General features: G+C 67.3%; 20 protein-coding genes, 1 tRNA gene and 1 pseudogene. 8 read left to right on the forward strand and 14 right to left on the reverse strand.

The genetic code is table 11. From position 1 onward, the window contains the following. The first annotated feature begins 2 nt into the window (after positions 1–2). Positions 3–1,079: a DUF1214 domain-containing protein gene (locus tag JO236_RS18270; RefSeq protein ID WP_293333547.1), complete on the forward strand. Its 1,077-nt coding sequence runs from the start codon at positions 3–5 to the stop codon at positions 1,077–1,079. Then, the gene (locus JO236_RS18275; protein WP_293333550.1) at positions 1,076–2,260 is read left to right on the forward strand and encodes a sulfotransferase family protein; all 1,185 of its coding nucleotides are present in this window, start codon (positions 1,076–1,078) and stop codon (positions 2,258–2,260) included. The genes JO236_RS18270 and JO236_RS18275 overlap by 4 nt, the downstream gene beginning before the upstream one ends. On the opposite strand, the gene JO236_RS18280 is transcribed toward JO236_RS18275, so the two are convergent. The 4 genes from JO236_RS18280 to JO236_RS18295 are packed head-to-tail and all read right to left on the reverse strand — an operon-like array spanning position 2,252 to position 6,403. After that, a complete protein-coding gene (locus JO236_RS18280) occupies positions 2,252–3,259 on the reverse strand; it encodes an ATP-binding cassette domain-containing protein (RefSeq protein ID WP_293333552.1) in 1,008 nt (335 codons plus the stop codon). The genes JO236_RS18275 and JO236_RS18280 overlap by 9 nt on opposite strands. Positions 3,260–3,263: 4 nt before the next feature. Next, on the reverse strand, positions 3,264–4,313 hold the full coding sequence (locus JO236_RS18285) for an ABC transporter permease (protein WP_293333554.1): 1,050 nt from the start codon (positions 4,311–4,313) through the stop codon (positions 3,264–3,266). A 44-nt stretch (positions 4,314–4,357) separates the two neighbouring features. Continuing rightward, on the reverse strand, positions 4,358–5,350 hold the full coding sequence (locus JO236_RS18290) for an ATP-binding cassette domain-containing protein (protein WP_293333556.1): 993 nt from the start codon (positions 5,348–5,350) through the stop codon (positions 4,358–4,360). Positions 5,351–5,353: 3 nt separating this feature from the next. Next, positions 5,354–6,403 carry an ABC transporter permease gene (locus JO236_RS18295; protein WP_293333558.1) on the reverse strand — a complete coding sequence of 350 codons (1,050 nt, stop codon included), beginning with the start codon at positions 6,401–6,403 and terminating at the stop codon, positions 5,354–5,356. A 79-nt stretch (positions 6,404–6,482) separates the two neighbouring features. Here JO236_RS18295 and JO236_RS18300 point away from each other — a divergent pair, with 79 nt between their 5' ends. Further along, positions 6,483–7,700 (forward strand): GNAT family N-acetyltransferase, encoded by a 1,218-nt coding sequence (locus JO236_RS18300; protein ID WP_293333560.1) that lies wholly within the window; start codon positions 6,483–6,485, stop codon positions 7,698–7,700. On the opposite strand, the gene JO236_RS18305 is transcribed toward JO236_RS18300, so the two are convergent. Next, entirely contained in the window at positions 7,697–8,284 is a 588-nt protein-coding gene (locus tag JO236_RS18305; RefSeq protein ID WP_293333563.1) for a cytochrome b, read from the reverse strand. The genes JO236_RS18300 and JO236_RS18305 overlap by 4 nt on opposite strands. Then, complete coding sequence (locus JO236_RS18310) at positions 8,281–9,441, reverse strand: catalase family peroxidase (protein WP_293333565.1); 1,161 nt, start codon at positions 9,439–9,441, stop codon at positions 8,281–8,283. Before JO236_RS18310 ends, JO236_RS18305 begins: the two co-directional genes overlap by 4 nt. Before the next feature lie 277 nt (positions 9,442–9,718). On the opposite strand from JO236_RS18310, the gene JO236_RS18315 reads away from it, so the two are divergent. Together JO236_RS18315 and JO236_RS18320 are read left to right on the forward strand one after the other, a co-directional pair. Beyond that, the gene (locus JO236_RS18315; protein WP_293333567.1) at positions 9,719–11,491 is read left to right on the forward strand and encodes an N-acyl-D-amino-acid deacylase family protein; all 1,773 of its coding nucleotides are present in this window, start codon (positions 9,719–9,721) and stop codon (positions 11,489–11,491) included. A gap of 3 nt (positions 11,492–11,494) precedes the next feature. Further along, positions 11,495–12,838 (forward strand): aromatic ring-hydroxylating oxygenase subunit alpha, encoded by a 1,344-nt coding sequence (locus JO236_RS18320; RefSeq protein ID WP_293333569.1) that lies wholly within the window; start codon positions 11,495–11,497, stop codon positions 12,836–12,838. A 76-nt stretch (positions 12,839–12,914) separates the two neighbouring features. Here JO236_RS18320 and JO236_RS18325 read toward each other — a convergent pair whose 3' ends face one another. The 4 genes from JO236_RS18325 to JO236_RS18340 all read right to left on the reverse strand — a co-directional run bounded on the left by JO236_RS18325 (position 12,915) and on the right by JO236_RS18340 (position 17,585). Further along, a complete protein-coding gene (locus tag JO236_RS18325; RefSeq protein WP_293333621.1) occupies positions 12,915–14,243 on the reverse strand; it encodes a sensor histidine kinase in 1,329 nt (442 codons plus the stop codon). 73 nt (positions 14,244–14,316) lie between these two features. Continuing rightward, a complete protein-coding gene (selB, locus tag JO236_RS18330; protein WP_293333624.1) occupies positions 14,317–16,122 on the reverse strand; it encodes a selenocysteine-specific translation elongation factor in 1,806 nt (601 codons plus the stop codon). After that, entirely contained in the window at positions 16,119–17,432 is a 1,314-nt protein-coding gene (selA, locus tag JO236_RS18335) for an L-seryl-tRNA(Sec) selenium transferase (protein WP_293333571.1), read from the reverse strand. The genes selB and selA overlap by 4 nt, the downstream gene beginning before the upstream one ends. A 60-nt stretch (positions 17,433–17,492) precedes the next feature. Next, positions 17,493–17,585, reverse strand: a tRNA-Sec gene (locus tag JO236_RS18340). 425 nt (positions 17,586–18,010) lie between these two features. Between JO236_RS18340 and selD the strand changes: the two genes are divergently transcribed. After that, on the forward strand, positions 18,011–18,982 hold the full coding sequence (selD, locus tag JO236_RS18345) for a selenide, water dikinase SelD (protein ID WP_293333573.1): 972 nt from the start codon (positions 18,011–18,013) through the stop codon (positions 18,980–18,982). Between the two features lie 31 nt (positions 18,983–19,013). On the opposite strand, the gene nrfD is transcribed toward selD, so the two are convergent. Genes nrfD through fdh form a run of 3 tightly spaced genes read right to left on the reverse strand, consistent with a single transcriptional unit; the run spans position 19,014 to position 24,338 of the window. Then, positions 19,014–20,087, reverse strand: a complete 1,074-nt coding sequence (nrfD, locus tag JO236_RS18350) for an NrfD/PsrC family molybdoenzyme membrane anchor subunit (protein WP_293333575.1) — start codon at positions 20,085–20,087, stop codon at positions 19,014–19,016. A gap of 7 nt (positions 20,088–20,094) precedes the next feature. Beyond that, a complete protein-coding gene (locus JO236_RS18355) occupies positions 20,095–21,057 on the reverse strand; it encodes a 4Fe-4S dicluster domain-containing protein (protein WP_293333578.1) in 963 nt (320 codons plus the stop codon). Beyond that, positions 21,057–24,338 carry a formate dehydrogenase gene (gene fdh / locus JO236_RS18360; protein WP_293333581.1) on the reverse strand — a complete coding sequence of 1,094 codons (3,282 nt, stop codon included), beginning with the start codon at positions 24,336–24,338 and terminating at the stop codon, positions 21,057–21,059. The genes JO236_RS18355 and fdh overlap by 1 nt, the downstream gene beginning before the upstream one ends. Before the next feature lie 91 nt (positions 24,339–24,429). Between fdh and JO236_RS18365 the strand changes: the two genes are divergently transcribed. Together JO236_RS18365 and JO236_RS18370 are read left to right on the forward strand one after the other, a co-directional pair. Further along, entirely contained in the window at positions 24,430–25,032 is a 603-nt protein-coding gene (locus JO236_RS18365; RefSeq protein WP_293333584.1) for a TetR/AcrR family transcriptional regulator, read from the forward strand. Positions 25,033–25,059: 27 nt separating this feature from the next. Beyond that, the gene (locus JO236_RS18370) at positions 25,060–26,271 is read left to right on the forward strand and encodes an acyl-CoA dehydrogenase family protein (RefSeq protein ID WP_293333587.1); all 1,212 of its coding nucleotides are present in this window, start codon (positions 25,060–25,062) and stop codon (positions 26,269–26,271) included. Positions 26,272–26,555: 284 nt separating this feature from the next. On the opposite strand, the pseudogene JO236_RS18375 reads toward JO236_RS18370, so the two are convergent. Next, positions 26,556–26,745, reverse strand: a pseudogene (locus JO236_RS18375) (hypothetical protein); the annotation flags it as partial.

A 26,745-nucleotide genomic window follows, 5' to 3' on the forward strand; every position in this document is an offset into this window, starting at 1 on the left:
CTATGCCTCAAGAGGTGCCGCTCACCCAGGCCGCATGGCAGTTTTTCCGGCAGATGCTGGCCGACGTCACCAAGATCATGACCGAGGACGCCGAATCCGAACGGGAGCTGCTCGAAGGCCTACGGGTCATCGCCCGGGTCTCATCGCTGTGCGCGCAGATGTCGGTCGAATCCGACCTCGGCCAGCCGGTCTTCTTCGATATGTGTTCGCCGAACCGGATGATCGGTGGCCCCAATCCCGACGGTAACTACTACCTGGCGATGATCCGCGGCGACCGGCGCTACCGTATCACCGGCACCCGCGGCACCAGCGCCTACCTCGGTTTTCAGATCCTGGCCGGCACCGGCCTGACTCCGCGGCGAATGTCCAACTACGTCAGCGACGCCGATTTGGTGCTCACCTCAGGCGAATTCGCGATCGTCCTTTCAGCGGGCGAGCCCGACGACCTCGGCGGCGCGCACTGGGTGCAGATTCCCGACGACGCCTCGTCGGTCGTCGTCCGGGAGTACATCGGTGATCGCGCCGTCGAGGAATTGGCCACCTTGCGGATCGTGGCTCTTGACCCCGACCCGGTGACCGCGTTGACCGACGGCGAACTCGCCGAGCAGTTCACCGCGATGGCGTGGTCACTGATGAAGCTCACCACACTGCACCGCACCATCAAACCCGAACTGCTGCAACGGCCCAACACGCTGCTCACGGCCGAAGCCGCCGATCTCGGTGCGGCCGACACCACCCCGGACAATCTGTACATGATGGGGACCTTCCGGCTCGACCCCGATCAGGCGCTGATTCTCGACATCGACCCGCCCGACACCCGGTACTGGAACGTCACGTTGGAAAGCATCTGGCATGAGTGCCTGGATCCGCGGCGCCGGCACAGCTCGGCGACCAATCGGGCGGCGCGGCCGGGCGCGGATGGGCGGGTGCGTATCGCAATCTCCGCGCAGGACTACGGGTTTGGCCATTGGCTGGACACCGGCGGCCGCCATCGCGGGTTTGTGGTGCTGCGCTGGCTGGATAACCCCGAGCCTCCCGCGGTCACCGTGACGGTGCGCCGAGCCGGAGAGCGGGCATGACGTTAGCGGAGCGATTCGACCCGGGACGGCTCATCGCCGCCGCCTGCGAGGAAGCCGGTAGCGACGACTTCGGCTACACCTCTGCTCACGAAGGCTGGCGGCTAGGGTTGGCAGGCGTCACCGACGGGCTGATCAACGACGCGCGGTTGTCGGCCATCGGTGTCGAGATCGCGCACCTGGACCTGATGCGCGCGCTGAAGAACAGGCTCGACGTAATCGCTTGGCGCAAAGAGCATCCCGAGATCGCCGCCAAGCCGATCACCGCGCCGATCTTCATCGTCGGCCAACCCCGCACCGGCACGACGATCCTCTACGACCTGCTCGCCCAGGACCCCGATCTGCGTGCGCCGCTGACCTGGGAGGTGGACGCGCCCTGCCCGGTCCCGCAACCCGAGACCTACCACGACGATCCGCGCATCGCCGCCACCCAGGCCAGTATCGAACTTTCCGAGCAGATCATCCCCGGGTTCCTGGCGTTTCACCCGATGGGTGCGCTGGTCGGGCAGGAGTGCGTCCGCATCACGGCCAGCGAATTCACCAGCATGATCTATTCGGTGCAGTACCGGCTGCCGAGCTACTACCGCTGGCTGCTGTACGAGGCGGATTATGCCGGTGCCTACCGATTCCACCGAATCTTCCTGCAGCACTTGCAATCCGGCGTTCCGGGTCAATGGCTGCTGAAATCGCCCGCACACCTGTGGCAACTGGACGCGCTGCTGGCCGAGTACCCGGACGCTGTGATCGTGCAGACCCATCGCGATCCGCTCAACGTCATCTCGTCGATCGCCGCGCTGACCCAGCACCTGCGCCGGATGGGCAGCGACGAGTCGGACATCGCCGAGTGCGCGGCCCAGTCCTACGAGGAGATCGTCGTCGGCCTGGAGCGGGGAATGGCCTTGCGCGACAACGGCGCGGTGCCCGCCGACCGCGTGATCGACGTGCAGTTCACCGATTTCATGAAAGACCCCTGGACCTCGATCGGCGACATCTATCGGAAGCTGGGCCGGGAGCTGCGGCCCGACGCCGAACAGCGGATGCGTGAGTTCCTGGCCGCACACCCCGCAGACGGCGGGCGAGGCCGCTACACCTGGTCGGACACCGGCCTGGACGCCGGGGAGGTTCGCGAGCGGGTACGCGCCTACCAGGAGCGCTACGCGGTACCCACCGAGCCGCTACGCTGAGCCGGCTTGCTCGCCGGCAAGCTCGCGGTGCTCGATGAGGTCGCGCATGCCTCCCGCACCCAGCCGTTCTCGAAACGACTGTGCCGTGTAGCCGACGGCGGTCGCGTCGGTGCGGGCGCGCACGGTGGCCGAACGTGGCATGTGGAACAGCACGCCGATTTCGCCGAAGTAGTCCCCGGCCCCGGCGACCTTGACCAATTCCTCACCGCCATCGGCCAATTCGCGCAGGATATCGAACTCACCTTCGGACACGATGTAGATCAGATCCCCCATCGTGCACTGCTCGAACAGCACTTCGCCGGCCTTCAGCCGCACGGTCTCCGGTGAACGGTTGGTCGACTCCTGCGCGGGCATCAGCTCGACCACGCGATCGGCCATCGGCAGTATCCGGCTGTCGTGCGTCGCGACCACCACCACGTGGTCACCGTCGGCGAGTTCGCGGATCAGCCGCAGCACCTCCTCGACCTGAATGAAGTCCAGGTGCGCGGTCGGCTCGTCGGCCAGGATCAGCGGCGGATCCAACGCGATCGCACGGGCCACCGCGACCCGCTGCTGCTGTCCGCCGCTGAGGTCGCCGGGCCGATGTTTCATCCGATCACCAGGGTTGACCCGGTTCAGCAGTTCCTCGGCACGCTTGCGCGAGGCCGGGCGCGACATCCCGGCGGCCCGCAGCGGGATCATCACGTTCTCCAGCGCGGTCAGACTTGGCACCAGATTGAACGCCTGAAAGACGATGCCGACCTTGTCACGCCGATACTGCGCCAACGCGCCGCCGTCCAGGCGGGTGACTTCGATGCCGGCGAACTTGATCGTCCCCGACTTCGGCCGCAGGATGCCTCCCAGGCACGACAGTAGCGTGGTCTTGCCACACCCACTGGGCCCCAACAATATTGCCAACGACCCCGCTTCCACTTCGAGACTCAACCCGTTGATGGGGCGCAGCGCGTAGCCACCGCTGGAGTACTCGACGACGAGTTCCTGAATGCTGAGATCGCCCATCGCCCTACGGGCCTCCAAACGCCAGCGCGGGATCGACGGCTACCGCGCGCCGCAGTCCGGCGACGCTGGCCAACAAGCCAATGACGATCGCGACCACCGGCAGCACCAGGTAGGCGCCGGTCGGAACCACAACGAGCATCGGGAACAGCGGGGCGAGCAGCTGGGCAAGGATGACGCCCACTACCGCGGCGAGCAGGGTGACGACAAGCGCCTGCAGCGCGAGTCCCACCAGAATCGAGCGCGTCGGAACACCGATCGCCTTGAACACCGCAAAGTCGCGCAATCGCTCGAGCGCGGAGAGGTACACCACCGAACCGACAATCAGCACCGCCACGATCCACAGCAACAGGGCGATGATCGTGATCGCATCGACCGCAACCTGCAACGGACGCATCAGGTCGGTGACACCGCCGGATCGGGCGACCATCTGATAACCCTGGGGGAGTTCCCTTGGCGTGCCACGGATTCCGATCGAGGTGACCATCGGCTGACCGTTGTACGCCAGTTGCTGCAACCCTTCGGTCGTGAGGAAGATGTTGGGCATCTTGGCCAATGCGGTGGAGTTCGGCACGATGCCGACGATCCGCAAGATGCGCGCACCAACCTGCACATCCTCACCGACGTGTCGGCCCAGTGTGCTCGACACCGCGACCTCGTCCGGCGATGACGGCGCGCGACCCTCCGAGACGCGCGGCATCCCTGGTCCGTGCTCTGGGGCGCCGAAGGCCGTGGTGTTGCGTGTCGCGCTGCCTTCCCTGATCGTCGACGCCGCGGTGGCCAACGGCGCCGCGGCGTCGACGCCGGGTTCGGTTGTCACTCGGGCCAGGTCGACCGGCGCGAATGGTGTCGAGCCCAGGAAGGGTCCGGCGGCACCGGCTTTGACCACGAACGCGTCGACGCCCATCGAATCGACAGTGCGCTCGGCCTCGACCCGAAAGCCGTTCGCGAGTCCGGTCAGCACGAGCGTCATCGCGAACACCAATCCGGTGCTGATGATCGCGATCACCAAGCGCCGCCGCCGCCATTGCATGTCGCGCAACGCCGCGAAAAGCATGCATAGACGCTACCGCCGCCGCCCCGTTCTGGGCAGGGTGAATTTCACTCGCTGGCAAGCTCGCGGTGCTCGATCACCTCGCGCATGCCTCCCGCACCCAGCCGTTCTCGAAACGACTGTGCCGTGTAGCCGACGACGGTCGCGTCGGTGCGAGCACGCGCGGTCGCCGAGCGCGGCAGGTGAAACAGCACCCCGATCTCACCGAAGTAGTCTCCCCGTCGGGCTACCCGCACCAATTCCTCGCCGCCATCGGTCAATTCGCGCGCGATCTCGAATTCACCTTCGGACACCACGTAGATCAGATCGCCCATCGTGGATTGTTCGAACAGCACCTCGCCGGCCTTCAGCCGCACGGTCTCCGGTGGCCGATTCGTCGACTCGTAGGCCGGCATCAGTTCGACCACGCGATCGGCCATCGGCAGTATCCGGCTGTCATGCGTCGCGACCACCACCACGCGGTCACCGTCGGCGAGTTCACGGATCAGCCGCAGCACCTCCTCGACCTGAATGAAGTCCAGGTGCGCGGTCGGCTCGTCGGCCAGGATCAGCGGCGGATCCAACGCGATCGCACGGGCCACCGCGACCCGCTGCTGCTGCCCGCCGCTGAGGTCGCCGGGCCGATGTTTCATCCGATCACCAAGGTTGACCCGGTTCAGCAGTTCCTCGGCACGCTTGCGCGAGGCCCCGCGCGACATCCCGGCCGAGCGCAGCGGGATCATCACGTTCTCCAGCGCGGTCAGACTCGGCACCAGATTGAACGCCTGAAAGACGATGCCGACCTTGTCGCGCCGGTACTTCGCCAGGGCGCGTCCGTCGAGGGTGGTGATGTCGAGATCGTCGAATTTGATCGCCCCCGACTTCGGCCGCAGGATGCCGCCGATACAGGACAGCAGCGTCGTCTTCCCGCAGCCACTGGGCCCCAGCAGGATCACCAATGACCCGGCACCCACATCGAGGTTCAAGCCGTTGATCGGGCGCAGCGCATAGCCGCCGCTCGAGTACTCGACGACGAGTTCCTCAATGCTGAGATCGCCCATCGGCTAGGGACCTCCAAACGCCAGCGCGGGATCGACGGCGACTACCCGCCGCAGCCCGGCGAGGCTGGCCAGCAGGCCGATGAGGATCGCGACCACAGGTAACGCCAGGTAGGCGTAGCTGGGCACCGCGACAACCATCGGGAACAACGGCGCCAGCAGCTTCGAAAGGGCGACGCCGACCACCGCCGCGAACAGCGAGACGACCAGCGCCTGCAGCGCCAGACCCGCCATGATCGAGTGCGTCGGCGTGCCGATCGCCTTGAACACGGCAAAGTCGCGCAGCCGTTCGAGCGCGGACAGGTATACCACCGACCCGACGATCAGCACCGCCACGATCCACAGCAGGACGGCCACGATCGAGATCGAATTCACGGCGACCTTCAACGGCCGCAGCAGATCGTTGACCGCGCCCGTTCGATCGAAGGTCTGATAACCATCCGGGAGTTGACGCGGCGCGCCGACGACCCCGATTGACGTCACGTTTGCCAAGCCGTTGTACGCAACTTGCTGCAGGCCCTCGGTCGTCAGGAAGATGTTTGGAATCTTGGCCAGGGCGGTCGAATCGGGCACGATGCCGACGATCTGCAGCGTGTGCGGACCGACCTCGATGGTCTCTCCGAGATTGCGGCCCAGCGCGCTCGATGCCGCAACCTCGCCCGGCCGCGACGGCGGCCGGCCCTCGGAGACCTCCGGCATGCCGGGCCCGTGCTCGGGCGCGCCGAAGGCCGTCACGTTTCGTCCCGACGTACCTTCCTTCATGATCGTTCCGACGCATGCCAACGGTGCCGCAGCGACGACGCCCGGTTCAGCGGCGACGCGAGCCAGTCCGTTGTCGGGGAACGGCGTCGAACCCAGGAATGGTCCGGCCGCTCCAGCCTTGACCACGAATACGTCGACGCCCAGCGAATCGACGGTGCGCCTGGCCTCGACCCGGAAGCCGTTGGCGAGCCCGGTCAGCACGAGCGTCATCGCGAACACCAGGGCGGTGCTGACGATCGCGATCACCAGGCGCCGCTTTCGCCACTGCATATCGCGCAACGCAGCAAAGAGCATGGCGGTGACGTTACCGAGATCGCCACGTCCGCGACCAGGGTTTGTCTGCGTTTCTCGCGGTTTGGCACACTACTTCCGCATGACCACCGAGATCCGCGTTCTCGACACAAATGACGACCTCGTCGCCGCCGCCAACGTGTTTCGCACCGCGATGGTCGGGTTCCCGCCCCTGTCGAACCTGCCCCCGGGTGGGATCACCACGTTGCTCGAGCCCGGTCGTACCGTCGGAGCGTTCGTTGACGGGCAACTCGTCGGCACCGCTGATGCCCAGACGAGTTCCTTGACGCTTCCGGGCGGTGCGGTCGTGCGCCACGCCGCGGTGACACACATCGGGGTGCTGCCGTCGTTCACCCGGAAAGGCATCGCCAACGGACTGGTGCGTCATCAGTTGGCGGACTTCGCTGCGCGCGGCGAGGTGGCCGCGACCCTGCGCGCGTCGGAAGCGACGATCTACGGACGGTACGGCTACGGCGTGGCGAGTTCGTCGCAGAGCGTGGAGGTTACGACGGCGCGCGCGGCGATGCGTCCGGATGTCGGGGCGGGCGGTCCGGTGCGTCTGCTCGACGCGGCCGAGGCGTGGGACGTCCTTCCCCGGATCTGCTCGGCGCATCGCCCGTCTCGACCGGGGACCATTGACCGGCCGGCGGCGTGGTGGCGGGGCCTACGGATGCGCACCGAATCATCTTTGGGGGCAAGTTATGTCGCGGTGCATGGCGAGCCGGGATCCGAGACGGGCTTCGCCAGGTACCACCCCGTGGGCACCGAGCAGTGGTTCATCAGCGACCAGCGCACCATCGTGGTCGAGGATTTCTTCGCGCCCACCGCGCAGGCCCACGTCGGGCTGCTACGCTTCCTGTTCGGGCTCGATCTGGTTGACCGCGTGATGTTTTGGATGCTGCCGCTCGACGACCCGCTGCCTTGGTTGCTGCTCGATCAGCGGGCGGCACGGGTCACCGGGATCCACGACGAGACGTGGCTGCGCGTCGTCGACGTGGGCGCCGCGCTGTCGGTGCGGGGTTACGCCGGAGAGGGCAGCATCATCGTTACGGTCGATGACCCTGTCTTGCAAAGCAATTCGGGTAGCTTCGTCATCACCGCCGACGGTGCCGAACCCACTGACCGGCCAGCACAGCTGCACGTCGGCATCGAGGGACTCGGCGCGGTGCTGCTGGGGGGCGCCAGCTGGCGCAGTCTGGCGGCCGCCGGGCTGGCCCGGGCCGACAACTCGGCGACGCTGGTCGCGGCCGATCGGCTGTTCGCGGTGCCCGAGGCGCCGCACGCGGGGTTCTATTTCTAAACCTGGGTTTCCTCTTGCGCGGGAACGGATTTAGCCGACCTGGTGGGCCAGATGGCCATGCGGTTGATCAGCCCGTCGCGCAGCACCAGGGTGTGGAACAGGACGGCGCACATGTGCGCGGTAAAGGTCAGGAAGAGCAGGAATGCGAACACGTTGTGGCACTCCCGCAGCACGGCGTAGACGTCGGTGCTACGCGGCGCGATGCCGGGTAGGCGAAAGGGCCCAAGCATGGTGATCGGGAGACCGGCGGCCGACAGGGTGGCCCAACCTATTAGCGGTTGCACGAAAAGCAGGAAATACAACAGATATTCCGACCCTGAGGCGATGCGACGCTCGAGGGGGCTCATGGTGGCCAGGAACGGTGGCAGCCGGTGTGTGAGCCGGTTCGCCAGGCGCACCACGGCGAAGATCAGGATCAATACTCCCAGCGGCCGGTGGATGGCAAGCAACAGCGGGTAATAAGCCAACGACGCGATCATGGTGACGCCGATCAGCAGTTGCCCGATCACCATCGGGACCATCAGCCAGTGCAGGATCCGGGAAGGTACGGCGAAACGCGCCGTGGCAGCGGCCTTTTCCGTCATGACAGCACCTTGGCGACGTTGACCTCGCTGGGTGACTTGGGTTCCTCGGCGCGCCGGGTGAAGGAGCGCGCGTACACGGCCGAGCGGGCGGCCAGCAACGGGTCATCGGAGATGGTGATGCCGTCGGGCAGCACCGTCGGATCGAAGTTGATATCACGGGCGTTGCCCGCTTCCTCGGTCTGCACCGCGGTGATGGTGATGGTGCCGGCGTCGATGGTTCCCCGCGATTGCGGCCACGGTTTGGTGGCGTCGTTGGTCGGGTCGCCAGGCTCGCCGATCGTGAGGACCAGTCTCCAGTTCAACGGCTGCTTTGCCACCGTTCGGATCAGGTCGTCGAAAAGGTAGTCCTTGTCGACGGCCGACGGGGCCACCTCGATAGTGGGGGCACCCTGCGGAATCATCGACCAGCGCACCCGGACGCTCGCCCCGGAGCGATTGGTGAAGTGAAAAGCGTTGAGCCCGTGGAACGTGCTGTCCACGAACCGGGGACTAGGCGGCGACTGCTTGATGATCTTCATGGCCGCGGCGGTCTCGGGATGCCGGTCAAGGAAGGCGGCCATCGTGGCGGGATCGGCCTTGCCGGTGTCGGACACGGGTTTGGACGCGAGCAGGCGCTCGTAGAAGCCTTGTGGGGTGCTGTCGGGGAAGACGGGAAGGTTGATCATCGCCGTGCGCCACTGCTGACCGTTGGGGGTCTGCAACAGCAGCCCGAGGCCGCGGACCGTGTCGGCCTTGTCGGGCTGATCCGGCAGCCCGCCGCCCAGCGAGAACCGTCCGATCACCGGCACGTTGCCAACTTGGAAAACCGCCGCCCGGCACACCGCCGCGGCCGCCCCGTTGCTCGCGAAAGTCCCTGTGGCGCTAAGGCCCTTGGCATGATTGCGGCGAAACCCGTCGTGCCGGCCGTACACGCTTTCGAATCGATCGGTGAACCGGGACGGCGTCAGCGCCTCGGGTCGCACCCAGCTTCCCGCATAGGCGAACCCGGCGACGTCGACCGCGGCAACACCACCGACGGCCGCCAGCCCCAGTAGCGCGCCACGCCGGGTCAGTGCGCCGAGGGCGGCGGATCGAGTGGATTTCGGTTCGGCGACTTCGTCATCCCGGCCGTCATCCTGCTCGTCATCCTGACCGGCGCGGTGCTCACCGGGCTCCATGCCCACCGTCCTTCCCGTGCGTGTCGAGCGCTGCAACGCAACACCCACCACGACGCGGCACAGCATTTGGTTCAATCGGCCCCGCTATATCGAAGCACCAGCGCCCAGCCTTGTCTCGGCTCGAAGTGCGCGAGTCGAGTCCCCCGGACCGACCGTTGAACCGTGCCGATTCGTTGACTCGCTGCGCCGTGGCGACTACCGTGAGGACTTACGATACCGAACGTAGCGTAATCCGCGCGTCGCGCGTCAGCAGCCCATGACGCCAAGGAGGACACCCATGCTCGACCTGAAGATCACCGGTGGCACTGTCGTCGACGGCACGGGTGCGGAGCGCTACCGCGCTGACATCGGCATCAAGGACGGCAAGATCGTCGACCTGGTTCGCCGCGGCGCCGACGACCGGGGACCGACCGGCTTGGACACGGCCGAAGCCGCTGAGACCATCGACGCGACGGGGCACGTGGTGGCCCCCGGCTTCGTCGACATCCACACCCACTACGACGGCCAGGTGAGCTGGGACAGCTCGCTCGAGCCGTCGAGCGGTCACGGGGTCACGACCGTCGTCACCGGCAACTGCGGTGTCGGGTTTGCCCCGGTGCGGCCCGGCAGCGAGCAGTGGCTGATCGAGTTGATGGAGGGTGTCGAAGACATTCCCGGCACCGCATTGACCGAGGGCATCACCTGGGCCTGGGAGAGCTATCCCGAGTACCTCGACGCAATCGGCAAGCAGAAGTTCGCCGTCGACGTCGGGAGCCAAGTCGCCCACGGAGCCGTCCGCGCCTATGCGATGGGCGAGCGCGGCGCGCGTAATGAGCCGGCCACGCCCGAGGACATCGCGGCAATGGGTCGCCTGGTGACCGAAGCGATCGAGGCCGGCGCGCTCGGCTTCTCGACATCGCGCACCCTGGGACACCGTGCGATGGACGGCGAACCCGTGCCGGGAACGTTCGCGGCCGAAGAGGAACTGTTCGGGCTCGGTCGCGCCATGGCGGCCGGCGGACAGGCGGTGTTCGAGCTGGCTCCGCAGGGAGCCGCGGGGGAGGACATCGTCGGTCCCAAAAAGGAACTCGACTGGATGCGGCGATTGGCCGGCGAAATCGACCGACCGGTGTCGTTCGCCCTCATCCAGGTGGACGCGGACCCCAATCTGTGGCGAGAACAGTTGGACCTCTCCGCCGCCGCCCATGCGGCCGGCAGCCGGCTCTACCCGCAGGTCGCGGCGCGCCCGTTCGGCATGATGATCGGATTCCAGGGTCATCATGGCTTCAGCCATCGGCCGACCTACCGCCGGCTGAAGGCCGAATGCAGCCGCCAGGAGCTGGCGCAGCGCCTGGCCGATCCGGCGGTCAAGGCCGCGATCCTGTCCGAAGACGACCTGCCCGCCGACCCGACCCAGCTCTTCGACGGCATGTTCGCCCTGGTGCAGTACTCCCTGGGCCGGCTGTACGCGCTGGGCAATCCCCCGGACTACGAGCCCACTCCCGACCGCACCGTCGCCGCGATCGCCGACGCCCGGGGCGAGGACCCGCTGTCGACCCTGTACGACCTGATGTTGGAGCGGGATGCGACCGCCATGCTGATGCTGCCGCTGTTCAACTACGCCGACGGCAACCACGACGCGATCCGCGAGATGATGCTGCATCCCGCGGGCGTGCTCGGGCTCTCCGACGGCGGCGCGCACTGCGGAATGATCTGCGACGCCTCCTACCCCACCTTCCTGCTGACGCACTGGGCACGCGACCGGCACCGGGGCGAGAAGCTGCCGCTGGAGTACGTGATCCGCAAGCAGTCGAAAGACACCGCGGACCTGTTCGGGTTGACGGACCGCGGCACGATCGAGCGCGGCAAGAAGGCCGACATCAATGTGATCGACATGAACGCGCTGACGCTGCACCCTGCGGCGATGGCCTACGACCTGCCGGCCGGCGGAAACCGGATCCTGCAGGGCGCAAGCGGATACGCCGCGACGATCGTCAGCGGCACGGTGACGCGGCGCAAGGACGTCGACACCGGGGCGCGGCCCGGGCGGTTGGTGCGCGGGGCGCGGTAAGCCATGCAGCCGGCGTCGATTTTCGCGGGTAATCCGACCCCTAGCCGCAGGCACGTCCAGGAGGACGCGATCGGCACCCCGCCCTCGTCGCCGACGCTGGTGCCCGCCGAACGCTATTACTCCCCGGCGTTCGCCGCACTCGAGGTCGAGCGGATGTGGCCGAGGGTGTGGCAGGTCGCGTGCATGCTCGACCACGTCGCTGAGCCGGGTGATTACTTCGAATATCGTTGCGGCCCCTACGGAGTGTTAATCGTCCGCAGTGACGACGGTGTGCTGCGGGCCTTCCAGAACGCCTGTCGCCATCGCGGCAACTCGCTGTGCGTGGGCTCTGGTGCGGGGCTGCACGAGCTCAAGTGCGGGTATCACGGCTGGACCTGGGACCTGGCCGGCGTGCTCAAGCGGGTGCCCAATCGCAAGGGTTTCGGCTCGCTGCGGATGTCCGACTTTCCGTTGGTTCCGGCCCGGGTCGAGGTCTGGGAGGGACTCGTCTTCGTCAACCTCGACATGAGCGCGATGCCGTTGCTCGAGTACCTGGAGGCGGTGCCCGACGACATCGCGTGGTGCAACCTGGGCGACTTCCATTGCTACGCAACGCTGACCATCGAGGTCGAGGCCAACTGGAAAACGATCGCCGACGGCTACAGCGAGACCTACCACATCCAGACGCTGCACCCCGAACTGCTGCGCTGTGTCGACGATATTCATGCGCCCCAACAAATCTGGGGACATACCGGGAAGTCCGACCAGCCCTACGGCGTGCAGAGCCCACGTTTCGAGGGCAAGCTGACCGACGAAGAAGTCTGGGACGCCTACGTTTACACGCAGGGCGCGCTGATGGGTGCCGCAGAAGGCACGCCGTTCCCCGACCGTCAACCCGGGCAGACGGTCCAGGATCTGATCGCCGAACACACGCGGGCGTTCGCGGCTTCGCGGGGAGTGGACCTGGGCTGGGCCGACACGGACCGGGTCACCCGGCTGCACCAGTACAACGTGTTCCCGAACATGTCGGTCCTCGCCAACGCCGACCACCTGACGATTTTGAGTTCGCGACCGGGACCCGACCCGGACCACGGCGAGATGATCATGTTCCTGATGACGCGCATGGCGCCCGGGGCGCCGCGCAGCAAGCCGACGGACGTCCGCGTGCCAGCCGGCGAGGCCGAACCCGGCATCGTGCTCACCCAGGACATCAAGGTGCTTCCGGGTTTACAGCGTGGCCTACGTCAGCCCGGCTTCACCCACCTCGTGCTGTCCAACGAGGAGCGCCGCGTGATCAACATGCACCGCAACCTCGAGCGTTACCTCGACCTGCCGGAGTCCGAGCGGATCGCGGCGGCTGACGTCTAACCGCGAGCAGACGCAAAAGCACCCAAACGCTCGGCGTGTCGGGTGCTGTTGCGTCTGCTCGCGAGGAAAGCCGGCGTCACGCGGGGCCTCGTCCATCACCAGCGAGCCGTAGCAACAGTCGCGTGCCACCCAGCGGGCTGGCTTGCAAAGCGGCTGTCCCACCATGTAATTCGGCCTGCTGGGCGACCAGCGCCAACCCCAACCCCGAACCGGAACGCGACGCCGTCGACCCGCGGGAGAAGCGTTCGAAGACAGCGGCGCGTTCCGCCTCGGGCACACCGGATCCGTCGTCGTCGATCGCGATTTCCACGCCCTCGGCGGAACTGCTTACGGTGAGCCGGATTTCGCTGGCGTCCCCGTGCTTGACGGCGTTGGCGAGCGCGTTGTCGATGACAAGCCGCAACCCGGTAGGCAGCCCCACCATGAGGACCGTGGGCGACGGCACCAACGACACCTGCACGCCGGGATAGATGCGCAGCGCATCGTGGGCGGCACGATCCAAAAGCTCGGTGACGTCGAACGGAACGAAGTCATCGACGGTGGTCAGTTCGCCCTGTGCGAGCCGTTCGAGCGCCGTCAGCGTCGCTTCGATCCGGCTCTGGGTGCGGATGACGTCGCCCAGCACCTCCTGACGCTGCTCGGATCCCAGCTCCAAGGTGGACAGCACCTCGAGGTTGGTCCGCATGGCCGTCAGCGGTGTGCGCAATTCGTGGGAGGCCACCGCGGCGAAGTCGCGGGCCGATTCCAGCGCCGCCCTGGTGCGCTGTTGCTCGTTGCCGATGCGCGCCAGCATCCCCTCGACCGCCTCGGCGATCTCCACGGCCTCACGCACACCGCGGACCTGGACCTCGTCAGGGCGGGACTGGGCATTGATGGCGCGGGCCTGCTGGGCCAGCAGCAGGAATGGGTTGACCATGATCAACGAAATCACCCAGCCGACCAGCACGGTGCCACCGATCACCCCGGAACAGATGAGCAACACCCGCAAGTGCAGTTCGTTGATCCGATGTTGGGCTTCGGCGCGCGGGGCGGCCAGCGCGATGGATGCCGGACCCGCGGAGAACGTGCGGACGCGGTACTGCACACCGTTGATCGTGGTGTTGGCATAACCGTTGGCGAGTTTCGGCACCACGATGTTGGCGGGCACCGACACCGTCACATCGCCAATTCGCGCGGTACGCGCCAGGTTTCCGTCGGGTGTGGGTAGGTCCGGGTTGATGTGCTGTGTGCTGTTGAGCAGCGTGTCGATGTCGCCGAGGCTGCTGACCGAATCCAGGCGGCGGTCGAGCTGACTGTACTGATCGTTGGTGACGCCGATCCACACCCAGGCGCCGAGGAGGACGACGAGAGCGACCACCGACAGTTGCGCGACGATGACGATGGTGCGCAGCGACAGCACCCGCATCGGCAGCCGCAGCCCTAGTACGCGGAGGTCAGGCTCGGCAGGTGGTTCGATCATCGACCTCAGGATATGCGCGTTAACGCACGACCTCGCGGTGACCTGCATCCAATCGTCGGGTCCAACCGCGCGCATCCAGGTATTCCAGCAGCGGGATCGCGACCCGCCGAGTGGTGCTAAGCGCCTGCCGCGCTTGGCTCGTCGTGAACGGCTGCTCGAGCCGGGCCAGTTCCCGCATCGCCAGCGCGGGTGCCGTCGGTAACAGGACCACGCCGTCACGCAGCCGCAGCACCCGCCCGGCGCGCTCGGCCGCGGCCAATTCGCGGACACCCAGCTGCAGCGCCGCCAGGTCGTAGGCCTCCGGGGCGTGAAACGGCTCGGCTCGCAGCCGCGCCTCCAGCTCGGCGACAGCGATTTCGGCGCGGCCGAGGTCGTCGCGGGTGCCTGCCAGCCGGACGTGGCCGTCCCCCTGGTCGAGTTCCGCGTCACCCGCGACCACGTCCAACAGCGCTTCGTCGGGCAGACCCAGCAAGTCGCGTGCCGCACCGCGAGAAAGCCCGCCGGCCAACGGATCTCGTGCGTGCAGCTCCTGCACCGCGGTCCGCAGCCGCTGCACCCACGCGTCGTATGTCGCACCGTGTACCCACCAGCCGTCGAGGACCCGCACCCCAGGGGGTACCGCATCAGGCAGTCCCAGCCTGCGCAAGTGACTCTCCCGCACCGCACCCCGCCGGGCCACCTCGGCTGCGACGTCACCGCCGACGTCCAGCCCAACTAGCGCTGCGGCCCGGCGCGCGCTGTCACCGCGCCGCCGCAACGCCGGCGGATCGGCATCGAGCACTTGGGCACCCCCGAGCACCCGGTGGCCACCTGGGTCACGCAACACCAGTCGGTCGCCAAGCACCAGCGGCAACCACCGCTCGAGAATTAGCCGAGCGTGGTCGTCGTCGAAGGGACGCAGCCTGGCGGGGACCGCCGCGGTGCCTACGTGTACGACGAGTTGCATTGGCGTATTAGTGAATTCGGTTCCGGTCGTGCGACGCACGTCCAGGGCGCGGGTGCTCGGCCAGGCATCCGGGGTGAGCAGAGCGTCACCGCGGTGGATGGCGTCGCGGGAGACGCCTCGCAGGTTGAGCGCCACGCGCGCCACCGGGCCCAGCGTCGGGTACGGCTCGCCGCGGCTCTGTAGGCCGCGAACGGCCACCGACCGCACCTGTTCCGCGCCGAGCACCTGCAGCTCGTCACCGCGGGCCAGCGTGCCGGCGGTCAGTGTCCCGGTCACCACCGTGCCCGCGCCGGCGATGGTGAAACAGCGATCCACCCACAACCGCACGCGCTCGGCGGTCGCGGGCGCGGGCACCTGAGCCAGTACGGCATCGAGCGCGGCACGCAAATCCGTCAGCCCAGTGCCATCGACCGCCGACACGACGACCGCCGGCGCATCCCGCAGCTTCGTGTCGGCCAGCTCCGCGCGAGCCTGCGCGACGACCTCCGCGACGCGTTCCGGTGCTCGGTCGGCCCGGGAGATCACGATGAGACCGTGACGAATATCTAACGCCGCCAATGCATCCCGATGGTCGCCGGACTGTGCCTGCCACCCCTCGTCGGCGGCGACGACGAAGCAGACCACCGGGGCCGGACCGAGCCCGGCCAGTGTGTTGGCCAGGAAGCGTTGGTGGCCGGGTACGTCGACGAATGCGACCTCGCGGCCCGACGGCAAGGACATCCAGGCGAAGCCGAGGTCGATGGTCAGGCCGCGACGACGCTCCTCGGCCCACCGGTCGGGCTCCATTCCGGTTAGGGCGCGGATCAGGGTGCTCTTGCCGTGGTCGACGTGACCGGCCGTGGCTATGACGTGGGAGGCGTAGCTGGTCGGAGTGTTCAGTGGTCGTCCAGTCTCGCCAGCGCCGCGCTGACGGCGGCGAGCAGACGATGGTCGTCGGACTCGGGGATGCAGCGCAGGTCGAGCAGACAAGCACCCTCGTGCACCCGAGGCAGCACCGCGGGATCGCCAGTCCGCAGGAGCGCGGCGGCGGGTTCGGGTAGCCGCACGGCCCATCCCGGCAGGGGCACACCGGGGGCTCCGCCGCCGCCGACCCGGCCCTCATGGGCGACGACGGACCCACCGACGGCCGCCGCCAGGCGTTCGGCCCGGGCACGCAGCCGTTGGGAATCGGCATGTAGGGCTTGGGTTGCCGGGGTCGTGCCGGCGCGGACGGTCGCCTCCAGCGCGGCCAGGGTGAGTTTGTCGGCGCGGACCGCGCGCGCCAGTGGATGCCGGGCCAGCCGGGCGACCACGTCCGCGCGGCCGAGCACCACTCCCGCCTGTGGCCCGCCGAGCAGTTTGTCACCGCTGGCAGTGACGACGTCGGCGCCGTCGGACAGCGTAGTAGCGGCGTCAGGCTCGTCGGGCAGCAACGGATCGGGCGCGAGTAGCCCACTGCCAAGGTCGGCGACCAGCGGCACGCCATTAGCCTCGGTCAGCGTCCGAAGGTCAGGCAGGCAGACGGCGGCGGTGAAGCCCTCGACCCGGAAGTTGCTCTGGTGCACCTTGAGTACGCATCCGGTCTGCGGGCCGATCGCCTCGGCGTAGTCGTTGAGGTGGGTGCGGTTGGTGGTGCCGACTTCGCGGAGGCGGGCACCGGTCGAGGCGATCAGGTCCGGCAGCCGGAACCCCGCGCCGATCTCGATCAGTTCGCCGCGGCTGACGATGACTTCTTTGCTCGCCGCCAGCGCCGTCGTCGCCAACACCAGCGCGGCCGCGCCGTTGTTGACCACAAGCGCGTCCTGGGCCGCCGGGCACGCGCCGAGCAACGCTTCGCGCGCTGCGACTCCCCGCTTCGAGCGGGTTCCGGTCGCGAGGTCGAGTTCGACGTCGACGTAACCGCTCGCAGAGATCAGCGCTTCGACCGCGCCGGCGGCCAGCGGGGCACGGCCGAGGTTGGTGTGGACGACGACGCCGGTGGCGTTGAGCACGGGCCGCAACGTCGTGGTCGCGCACCCGGTCAGGGCTGCCACCACGGCGTCCGATACCTGTTGCGGAGGCAGCTCACCGCGCCGAGCCTGGTCTTGGATATCGCGTACCACGGCTCTGACGACGTGTTCGCCCAGTCGGGTCCGCTGCCCCTGCACGGCGGGGAGCGCGAGCAGCTCATCGGTGCGCGGGATCAGGCGGCGCGGGTCGACCTGGGTCACGTGGCTCCTCAGGTGGCGTTGATTCCTAGGGCGGCTTGGCTCCTCGAGAAGAAGTAGTCGCGGAGGCGAACGGGAATCGAACCCGCCAGACCGAGCTACTCGATCTCACCGGTTTTGAAGACCGGGGGGCCCACCAGGAACCCAAGCGCCTCCGCGGTCCAACCTAGCCGGATGACGACGCGGTCCGTACAACGGACCGAGGAGGAATCCGGCAATCCAACCCAGCCGGATGACGATGCGGTCCGTACAACGGACATCCGTCACGTTGTTCCCTAGTCCGGCGGGTGGTCCTCGATTTGCCCACCTCCGAGCGACAGCGGGTTGCCCACGGCGACGCCGTGCGAAGTTGTCCACAGCGCGTGTCCTCGGCGACGCCGTGCGAAGTTGTCCACAGCGGGTTGCCCACGGCGACGCCGTGCGAAGTTGTCCACAGCGCGTGTCCTCGGCGACGCCACGCGAAGTCGCTCGGAGGCGGGCAAATTGGGTAGTGCCTCCCGGAGCCACGGAGTCCGCGCGGAGCCGTGACCAGGTGACAAATGTGACCAATGCGACAACGGGACGCCAAGTACGCTCGGCCCATGACACGCCTGACCTCCTACGCCCACGGCGGGGGCTGTGCCTGCAAGATCCCTCCGGGCGAGCTCGAGGAAGCGGTGCGCGGCCTGGCCGGCCAGTCCGGCACCAACGTGTTGGTCGGCCTCGACGACGGCGACGACGCAGCCGCGGTTCTGGTCGGTGATCTCGCTGTGCTGTCCACGGCGGACTTCTTCACGCCGGTCGTCGATGACGCCTACGACTGGGGTCGCATCGCCGCGGCCAACGCGCTTTCGGACGTCTACGCGATGGGCGGCCACCCAGTGGTCGCGATCAACCTCGTCGGCTGGCCGCGTGACGTGCTGCCGCTGGAGCTGATGACCGAAGTCCTCCGCGGCGGATTGGCGGTGGCAAGCGAGGCGGGCTGCCCGGTGATCGGCGGGCACTCCATCGACGACCCGGAACCGAAATACGGCATGGCCGTGACCGGTGTGGCCGACCCCGCCCGTCTGCTGCGCAACGACGCCGCCGAACCGGGACTGCCGTTGACCCTCACCAAGCCGCTCGGGCTGGGGCTGCTCAACAACCGGCACAAACAGACCGGCGAAGTGTTTACGGAAGCAATCGCGACCATGACCGAGCTCAACCGCGACGCCGCCGAGCAGGCGCTAGCCGCCGGCGTAAGAGCCGCGACGGACGTCACCGGTTTCGGGCTGCTCGGGCACCTGCACAAGATGTGCCGGGCGTCCAAAGTGGGCGCCGTCATCGACCGCGTCTCCGTGCCGGTGCTCGACAGCGCCCGCGACGCGCTGCGTGACGGCTTTGTCTCCGGCGGCACTCGGCGCAACCTCGACTGGGTGCGACCACATCTGCGGCCAAGCGCCGGCGTCACCGAAGATGAGCTGCTACTACTCGCCGACGCCCAAACCTCGGGTGGGCTGTTGATCGTCGGCGAACTGCCCGGCCATCCGGTGATCGGTCACACCACGGTCGGCAGCCATATTGAGGTGCGCTGATGACGCCCTGTCAGATCAACGCCCCGTCAGATCAACGCGCCGTGGTGATCGAGTCGCCGGTGATGCCGGCCGCCCTCCGGGCGGCCAGCCTGCGCTTCTGCGGCTCGATCGTGTAACGCGGGTCGCGGGCAGATTCCTTGCCCGCCTCGAACACGCCGAACCGGGTCAACGCCGATGCCGTCATGAGCGCGAGACCCGAAGCCACGGCGACCGCGCGATGCCGGCCGCCGAACAGCGTCCCCAGTCCACCCGCAATGGCTAGCCGTTCGCTCCACCGCAGCATCCGGCCGGGATCGCCGTGATGCAACGGCTCGGCGGCCACGGGATCCATCCGGCGTTCCATGACCTTCATCGCCACCAGCTCGCCGACCACACCCAGCACCGCGAGCCGCCGCGCCGGTCCCGTCTCGGCGACGGGCGTGGTGACCATCGCCAGGCCGGACGCCGCGAGACTGGCCGAGCTGACGAAGACGAACGGCAGGTCCTCGTGGGCGGCGTTCCAGGTCGGCGTCGCGGTGTCGGAGAGCAGCACTGCCGTGTAGACAGCCAACGGCGCAGCGAACAGCCCGGCTTCTAAACCTGCGGGGCCTTCGACCGCGCGCAGCACTGGCCGCAACCAACCCAGCGGCAGTCGCTCGCCGGTCAGACGGTCGACCTCGGCCGCCACGGCAACACCGGTGCCGGCGCTGAAGGCACTGAGGATCCAAGAACCCAGGCTCATCGGCGAGGTCAGCTTGATGGTGCGCATCATGTTGACGAACCGTTCGGGCCGACCCAGGTCCTTGACCAGAGCGACGGCGCCGAGCCCCACAGCGACGAGCGCGGACAACCGCGCGTTGCGCCGCAGCTTCGCGCGTCCGGTCAGCTGGGCACCGGCGGCCAGCAGACCCGACCCACCGGCCACCCCACCCAGGAACAGGTACGCGCCCACCTCATGACCCCACGGCGCGGGCTTGACCACCGGACGCCCGTAGTAGCTGGTGAACTCGGCCTCCGGGACCATCAACGGCTCACGTCCGCCGCCGCCCCGGCGCCGATTCCCCGACCGGCGCTTGCCCCTGTCCGGTTCCGGCGGGCGCAGGCTGTCGTACTCCGACGTGCTCATCGTGCGTTCACCTGCCCTTCCAGAACGCCAGCGCCGCAGCAGCGACCATTCCCGCCCCGGCCAGGCCCGCGCGCTTGAACATTTGCAAGAGGTCAGCGGTGCACACGCGCGGGTCCGGCGGCAAGCCGTAGACCTCCGGCTCGTCGAGCAACAGGAAGACGGACCCGGTGCCACCGACGCCGTCGTGCTCGTTGGCCCCGTAGAGGCGGGCCTCGGTCAGCCCCCGCGCGTGCAATTCCGCGACCCGTTCGCGGGCCTGCGCCACGAGGTCGTCGTGATCACCGAACTTGATCGACGTCGTCGGGCAGGTCTTCGCGCAGGCCGGCGTCTGGTTCTCGACCAAGCGGTCGTAACAGAGGGTGCATTTCTGCGCGACGCCGGTGACGACCTTCTCTTCGGGACGCTCGGACCGTTTGGCCGGGGTTGTGTACGTGCCGTCACTGCGGCGTTCGACGACTCCGAACGGACATCCGGCCACACAGGTGCCGCACCCGTTGCACACGTCGTCTTGCACGACGACGGTGCCGAACTCGGTGCGGAACAGCGCTCCCGTCGGGCAGACGTCGAGGCAGCCGGCGTGCGTGCAGTGCTTGCACACGTCGGAGGCCATCAACCAGCGGAACTCCGGTGTGTCCGGCGGGCTGGTACCGACCGAACCGGGCAGCGCGGGCATGCCGAGGTTCACCAGCGCCTGCCCGGATTCTCGCGCCTGCTCGATCCGATCGCGGCCCTGCTCGATGAAGGCGACGTGCCGCCATGTGCTGGCGCCCAACTGGCCGGTGTTGTCGTATGACGAGCCCAGCAGTTCGAGGTCGCCGTCACGCGGGTTGCGGTTCCACTCTTTGCACGCCACCTCGCATGCCTTGCAGCCGATGCAGATTGAGGTATCGGTGAAGAAACCCTTGCGCGGCTTGGGATCCGACCAGCGCGCATCGGCGGCTGGGTCGGTCGGTCCAACCAGTTGGCCCATCAGCCCTCCCTTTCCGGGTTCGTGATGCGGGGCTCGGTGATACGAATATTGTCCGTCTCGACCGTCGTGCCCGCCCGGGACTGATACTCCTCGATCAAGCGCAGTAACGCCTGGCCCTGCGGGCGGCGACCCGGACGGATGTCGCACGAACCGACTTTGGACTCCTGGATCTGAACGTTCGGGTCGAGTGTCACGCCGAGCAGGTCGTTGGCCGCGTCCCCGCTCACCACGGCGTCACCCCCCACACCCCAGTGGTACGGTAGCCCGATCTGGTGCACGGTGTGCCCACGTACAACAAGCGGCGTCATGCGTTCGGTGACAAGCACTTTGGCCTCGATTGCCGCCCGCGCCGAAATGATGGTGGCCCAGCCGTAGGGTTCCAGACCGCGTTCGGCGGCCAACTCCGGAGACACCTCACAGAACATCTCGGGCTGCAGTTCGGAAAGGTAGGGCAGCCAGCGGCTCATCCCGCCCGCCGTGTGGTGCTCGGTGAGCCGGTAGGTGGTGAACACATACGGGTACACGTCGGCGCCGGGATCGCCCGCACTGGGCGCCCAGAGATTATCCTTGCGCGGGAACATGATTCGCGACGGACTCTGCTGTTGCGGGTAAAGCGCATTGGCGATCGGCGATTCCTGCGGCTCGTAGTGGGTGGGCAGCGGACCGTCGACCACGCCCTTGGGCGCGAACAGCCACCCCTTGCCGTCGGATTGCATGATGAACGCGTCGTCACCGGCCAGCGCCGCCGGTCCGCCGAGGTCCGGGTCCGGCCGGGCACCCGGGGCGCGATCAAGCGGGAAATCGGGCACGTCGTGACCGACCCAGCGGCCCTGTTGTTTGTCCCACCAGACGTATTTCTTGCGCTCGCTCCACGGCTTTCCGTCGGGGTCCGCGGACGCCCGGTTGTAGAGGATGCGCCGGTCGGCGGGCCACGCCCAGCCCCACTCGGACTGGCTCGGCGTCGGGCCGCCGCGCGGAACACGGCGGGCGGCCTTGTTCACACCGCCGGCACGCACGCCGGCATAGATCCAGCAACCGCACGCGGTTGATCCGTCCGCGCGTAGTTCGGTGAACGCCGAGACCGCCGCGCCCGCTTCCGGCCCGGTGAGGTGGAACCCGTTGATCTCGGCCAGGACCGCCTCGGAGTCGGGTTCGCCGTGCTCGTTGACGGGATAGTCCCAGGTCAGATCCAGCAACGGGCGATCACGTTCGTCCGTCGAACCCGCCAGCCGGTCACGGATCCGCTTGCCCAGCTCGACAAAGAACTGGAGCTCGCTCTGGCAGTCGCCCGGCGGTTCGACGGCCTGGTGGCGCCACTGCACCAATCGCTGCGTCTGGGTGAACGATCCGGCCTTTTCGACGTGGGTGGCCGCCGGGAAGAAGAACACCTCGGTCTCGATGTCCTCCGTCTTCAACTCGCCGGAGGCGATCTCGGGTCCGTCCTTCCAGAACGTGGCCGACTCGATGAGGTTGAGGTCGCGCACCACCAACCACTTCAGGTGCGACATGCCCATGCGCTGCATCCGGCCGTGCGCCGATCCGACGGCGGGGTTCTGCCCCAGCAGGAAGTACCCGTCGACCTCGTCTTCGAGCATCGCCACGACCGTCTGGTACGTGCCGTGCGGACCGGACAGCCGCGGCAGGTAGTCGTAAGCCCAGTCGTTGTCTGCACGGGCCGCCTCACCCCACCACGCTTTGAGCAGGCTGACGATGTAGGTATCGGCGTTGGCCCAGAAGCCCTTCTGATCCTTCGGGCCCACCGCGTCAATATAATCGCGGAAACTGTTGTGGATACCGGCCTTTGGCATCGGCAGATAGCCGGGCAGCAGGTTGAACAGCGTCGGGATATCCGTCGAGCCCTGGATGGTCGCGTGCCCGCGCAGCGCCATGATGCCGCTGCCCGGCCGTCCCACGTTGCCCAGCAGCAGCTGCAAAATCGTTGCGGTGCGGATGAACTGGGCGCCCAGGCTGTGTTGAGTCCATCCGACGGCATAGGCAAAGCAGGTGGTGCGGTCGCGACCGGAGTTTGCGGTGATTGTCCGGGCAAGGTAGCCGAAGTCGTCGATGCTGATGCCGCAGACGTCGCGCACCATCTCGGGGGTGTAACGCGCGTAATGCCGCTTGAGGATCTGGAACACCGTCCGCGGATGCTGCAGGGTCTCGTCGCGCAGCACCCGGGCATGCGGCAACGGCGGTCCGCCCATGCCATAGCTGTCGCCGCTCGCACGATCCGACGCGCTGGCCCCGTGTTCGGGGTCGCCTTCTTGCAGGGCATAGGCCCACGTCGACGGGTCGTACTGTCCCGTCTCGGGGTCGAAGTCGGAAAACAGGCCGTTCAAATCCTCAGTGTCCCGGTAGTTTTCGTTGATCAGGGTCGCCGCGTTGGTATACGCCAGCACGTACTCCTTGAACCACAGGTCGTTACCGATCACGTGGTTGATCAGCGCTCCCAGCAGCACCACGTCGGACCCGGCGCGAATCGGAATGTGCTTGTCGCACACCGCCGATGTACGGGTGAATCGCGGGTCGACGTGGATCAATTTGGCGCCGCGCGCTCTAGCCTCCTCGACCCACTGGAAACCGACCGGATGGCACTCGGCCATGTTGGAGCCCTGGATGACAATGCAGTCCGCATTGGCCATGTCTTGCAGTGACTGGGTGGCGCCGCCGCGCCCGAAGGAGGTTCCCAGACCGGGAACCGTGGCGGAGTGTCAAATACGGGCTTGGTTTTCGATCTGAATGGCGCCCGCGGCGGTGAAGAGTTTCTTGATGACGTAGTTCTCTTCGTTGTCCAGCGTGGCTCCGCCGAGCGCGGCGATCTTCATGGTGCGCCGCAGCGGATGACCCTTCTTGTCGATGTCCTGCCAGGCGTGGCGGCGCGCTTCGACGAAGCGGTCGGCGACCATGTCGATGGCGGTGTCGAGGTCCAGCGGCTGCCATTCGGTGGCGCGGGGGGCGCGGTAGAGCATCTTGATCTGCCGCCCCGGGGAGTTGACCAGCTGCTCGCTGGCCGATCCCTTCGGGCACAGACGGCCGCGCGAGATCGGCGAATCGGGATCACCCTCGATCTGCACCACGCGGTCGTCTTTGACATACACCCGTTGCCCACAGCCGACGGCGCAGTAGGGACACACGCTTTGCACGACCCGGTCTGCCGTGGACGTGCGAGGGGCGATCTCGCGGGTGTGCTTGGAAGTCACCGCAGGCCCCCGGCCTAACACATCCCCAGATCGCAACTGACGGACGACGGGCCATTCCAAGAAAAGTCTCCGGATTTCCATATTCCAAAGCCTAGTGCGCCGAGGGTCCCGGCACCGTGGGTCCGGGTCGCGCCATTTGCCAACTTGCCTAGTGAGTGAGTACTCTCTCACTATGCTTGCTTCGGGCCGTGATCGGCTGCTATCCGCAGCGTTGCGGCTCTTTGCCGCCAAGGGGTACGCGGCGACGTCCGTCGCCGACATCCAGCGGCAGTCCGGCCTGGCGCCCGGGTCGGGTGCGCTCTACAAACACTTCGCTTCCAAGCGCGAGCTACTGGAGGCCGCCGTTGCCTACCGAATCGACAGCATCGTCGCCGCGCGCGAAGAGTATGACGCCGGGGAGCCGGACAGCGTCGAACAGGCGGTGCGCACCGCGGGACGGCTGATCTGGAACAACCTCAAGCAGAGCGAGGACGTGCTCAAGGTGATGCTGCGCGAGCCCGAGGAGCTAGGAGAACTCGAAGAGAAAACGTGGCAGATCATCACCGACAACGCCTATCAACGGTTCGCCGACGAACTGGCTGCCTCCAACCGCTCGGGCCGAACGCGCATCCCCGATCCCCCGGCGGCTGCCGCGGTGGCGATCGCGTCGCTGTCCTACGCAGCCACGCTGCAGGCGCTGACCGGCCGCTCCCCCGGCAATATCGATGACGAACGCTACTTCGAGGCGTGGGTCAACCAGACCGTCAGCGTCCTCGCTCATTACCGAAACCGTTAACCACCAACCGATTTCAGGAGCACAGCTGTGACATTCTCAATGCAACTCAGCGACGACGTGATCGAGGTGCGCGATTGGGTGCACAAGTTCGCCGCCGACGTGATCCGCCCCGCCGCGGCAGAATGGGACGAGCGGGAGGAAACCCCCTGGCCTGTGATCCAGGAGGCCGCCAAGGTCGGGCTCTACTCCCCCGACCTGTTCGCGCAGCAGGCGGCGGAGCCTACGGGGATCGGCATGCTCGCCGTATTCGAGGAGATGTTCTGGGGCGACGCCGGTATCGCGCTGTCCATCATGGGCACAGGCCTGGCCGCAGCGGCGTTGGCGGGCAACGGAACTCCCGAACAGCTGGGCCGCTGGCTGCCGGAAATGTTCGGCACGGCCGAAGAACCCAAGCTCGGTGCATTCTGTTCGTCGGAACCCGACGCGGGTTCCGACGTCGGGGCCATCCGCACTCGCGCTCGCTACGACGAGGCGACCCGCGAGTGGGTACTCAACGGCACCAAGACCTGGGCGACTAACGGCGGAATCGCCAACGTGCACATCGTGGTGGCTTCGGTCTATCCCGAGCTCGGCACACGCGGCCAGGCGACCTTCGTCATCCCATCGGGCACAAAAGGTTTCGCGCAGGGACAAAAGTTCAAGAAGCACGGTATCCGCGCTTCGCACACCGCCGAGGTCGTGCTCGACGACGTGCGTTTGCCGGAGGATTACATTCTCGGCGGCCAAGAGAAATTCGAGGCGCGGATCGCCCGCGTCAAGTCCGGTGCCTCCACCGGCGGGCAGGCGGCGATGAAGACGTTCGAGCGTACCCGGCCCACTGTCGGGGCGATGGCCGTCGGTGTGGCCCGCGCCGCCTACGAGTACGCGCTCGATTACGCCTGCCAGCGTGAGCAATTCGGCCGCAAGATCGGAGAGTTCCAGGCGGTGGCGTTTAAGCTGGCGGACATGAAGAGCCGGATCGACGCGGCTCGCATGCTGGTGTGGCGGGCCGGCTGGATGGCGCGCAACAATCAGGCCTTCGACGCCGCGGAAGGTTCGATGGCCAAGCTGGTGGCGAGCGAGACCGCGGTCTATGTCACCGACGAAGCCATCCAGATCCTCGGCGGCAACGGATACACCCGCGACTACCCCGTGGAGCGCATGCACCGCGACGCGAAGATATTCACGATCTTCGAGGGAACGAGCGAGATTCAGCGCCTGGTGATTTCTCGCGCGGTGACAGGCCTGTCCATCCGCTGAGACGTCTGAACGAGCTCACCAGCCAGCGTCGCTTCCCGATGCTGGGCTAGCGCGGAGCTGCTTTGCGGGTTCAATCGGTGGCATGCCCGCCGATGACTCGCTGCATCTGCCCGTAGGCGTTGATCGGGCTGTACAACGCCAGGCCACCGTCGGCGAATACGGTTTGCCCTGTCACCCAACTCATTTCGAGCACCGCGACGATGGCCTCGGCGACATCGTCGGCTTCCCCCAGCCGGCCGAGTCCGGTGCGTCATAGGATTTCCCGGCCCAATTGCGCGGGACCGTCATAGGAATGAATTCTCTTGAGTCAGGCCGATTTCGGGAAATGCCCCGAGCGCGAACGTCTCCATGTTGCCGACGCCGCTCCCACCGCCCACCGGATCATCCACCCGCACAAGCAGATCCCGCAACTGGTGTACCTTGCGGGCGGTCGCCGGGTCATCGCAGTTGGTGACGTGGTTGCCTTCCACCCGC

The sequence above is a fragment of the Mycobacterium sp. genome, from assembly GCF_019247635.1.
In the GTDB taxonomy this organism is placed as follows: Bacteria; Actinomycetota; Actinomycetes; order Mycobacteriales; family Mycobacteriaceae; genus Mycobacterium.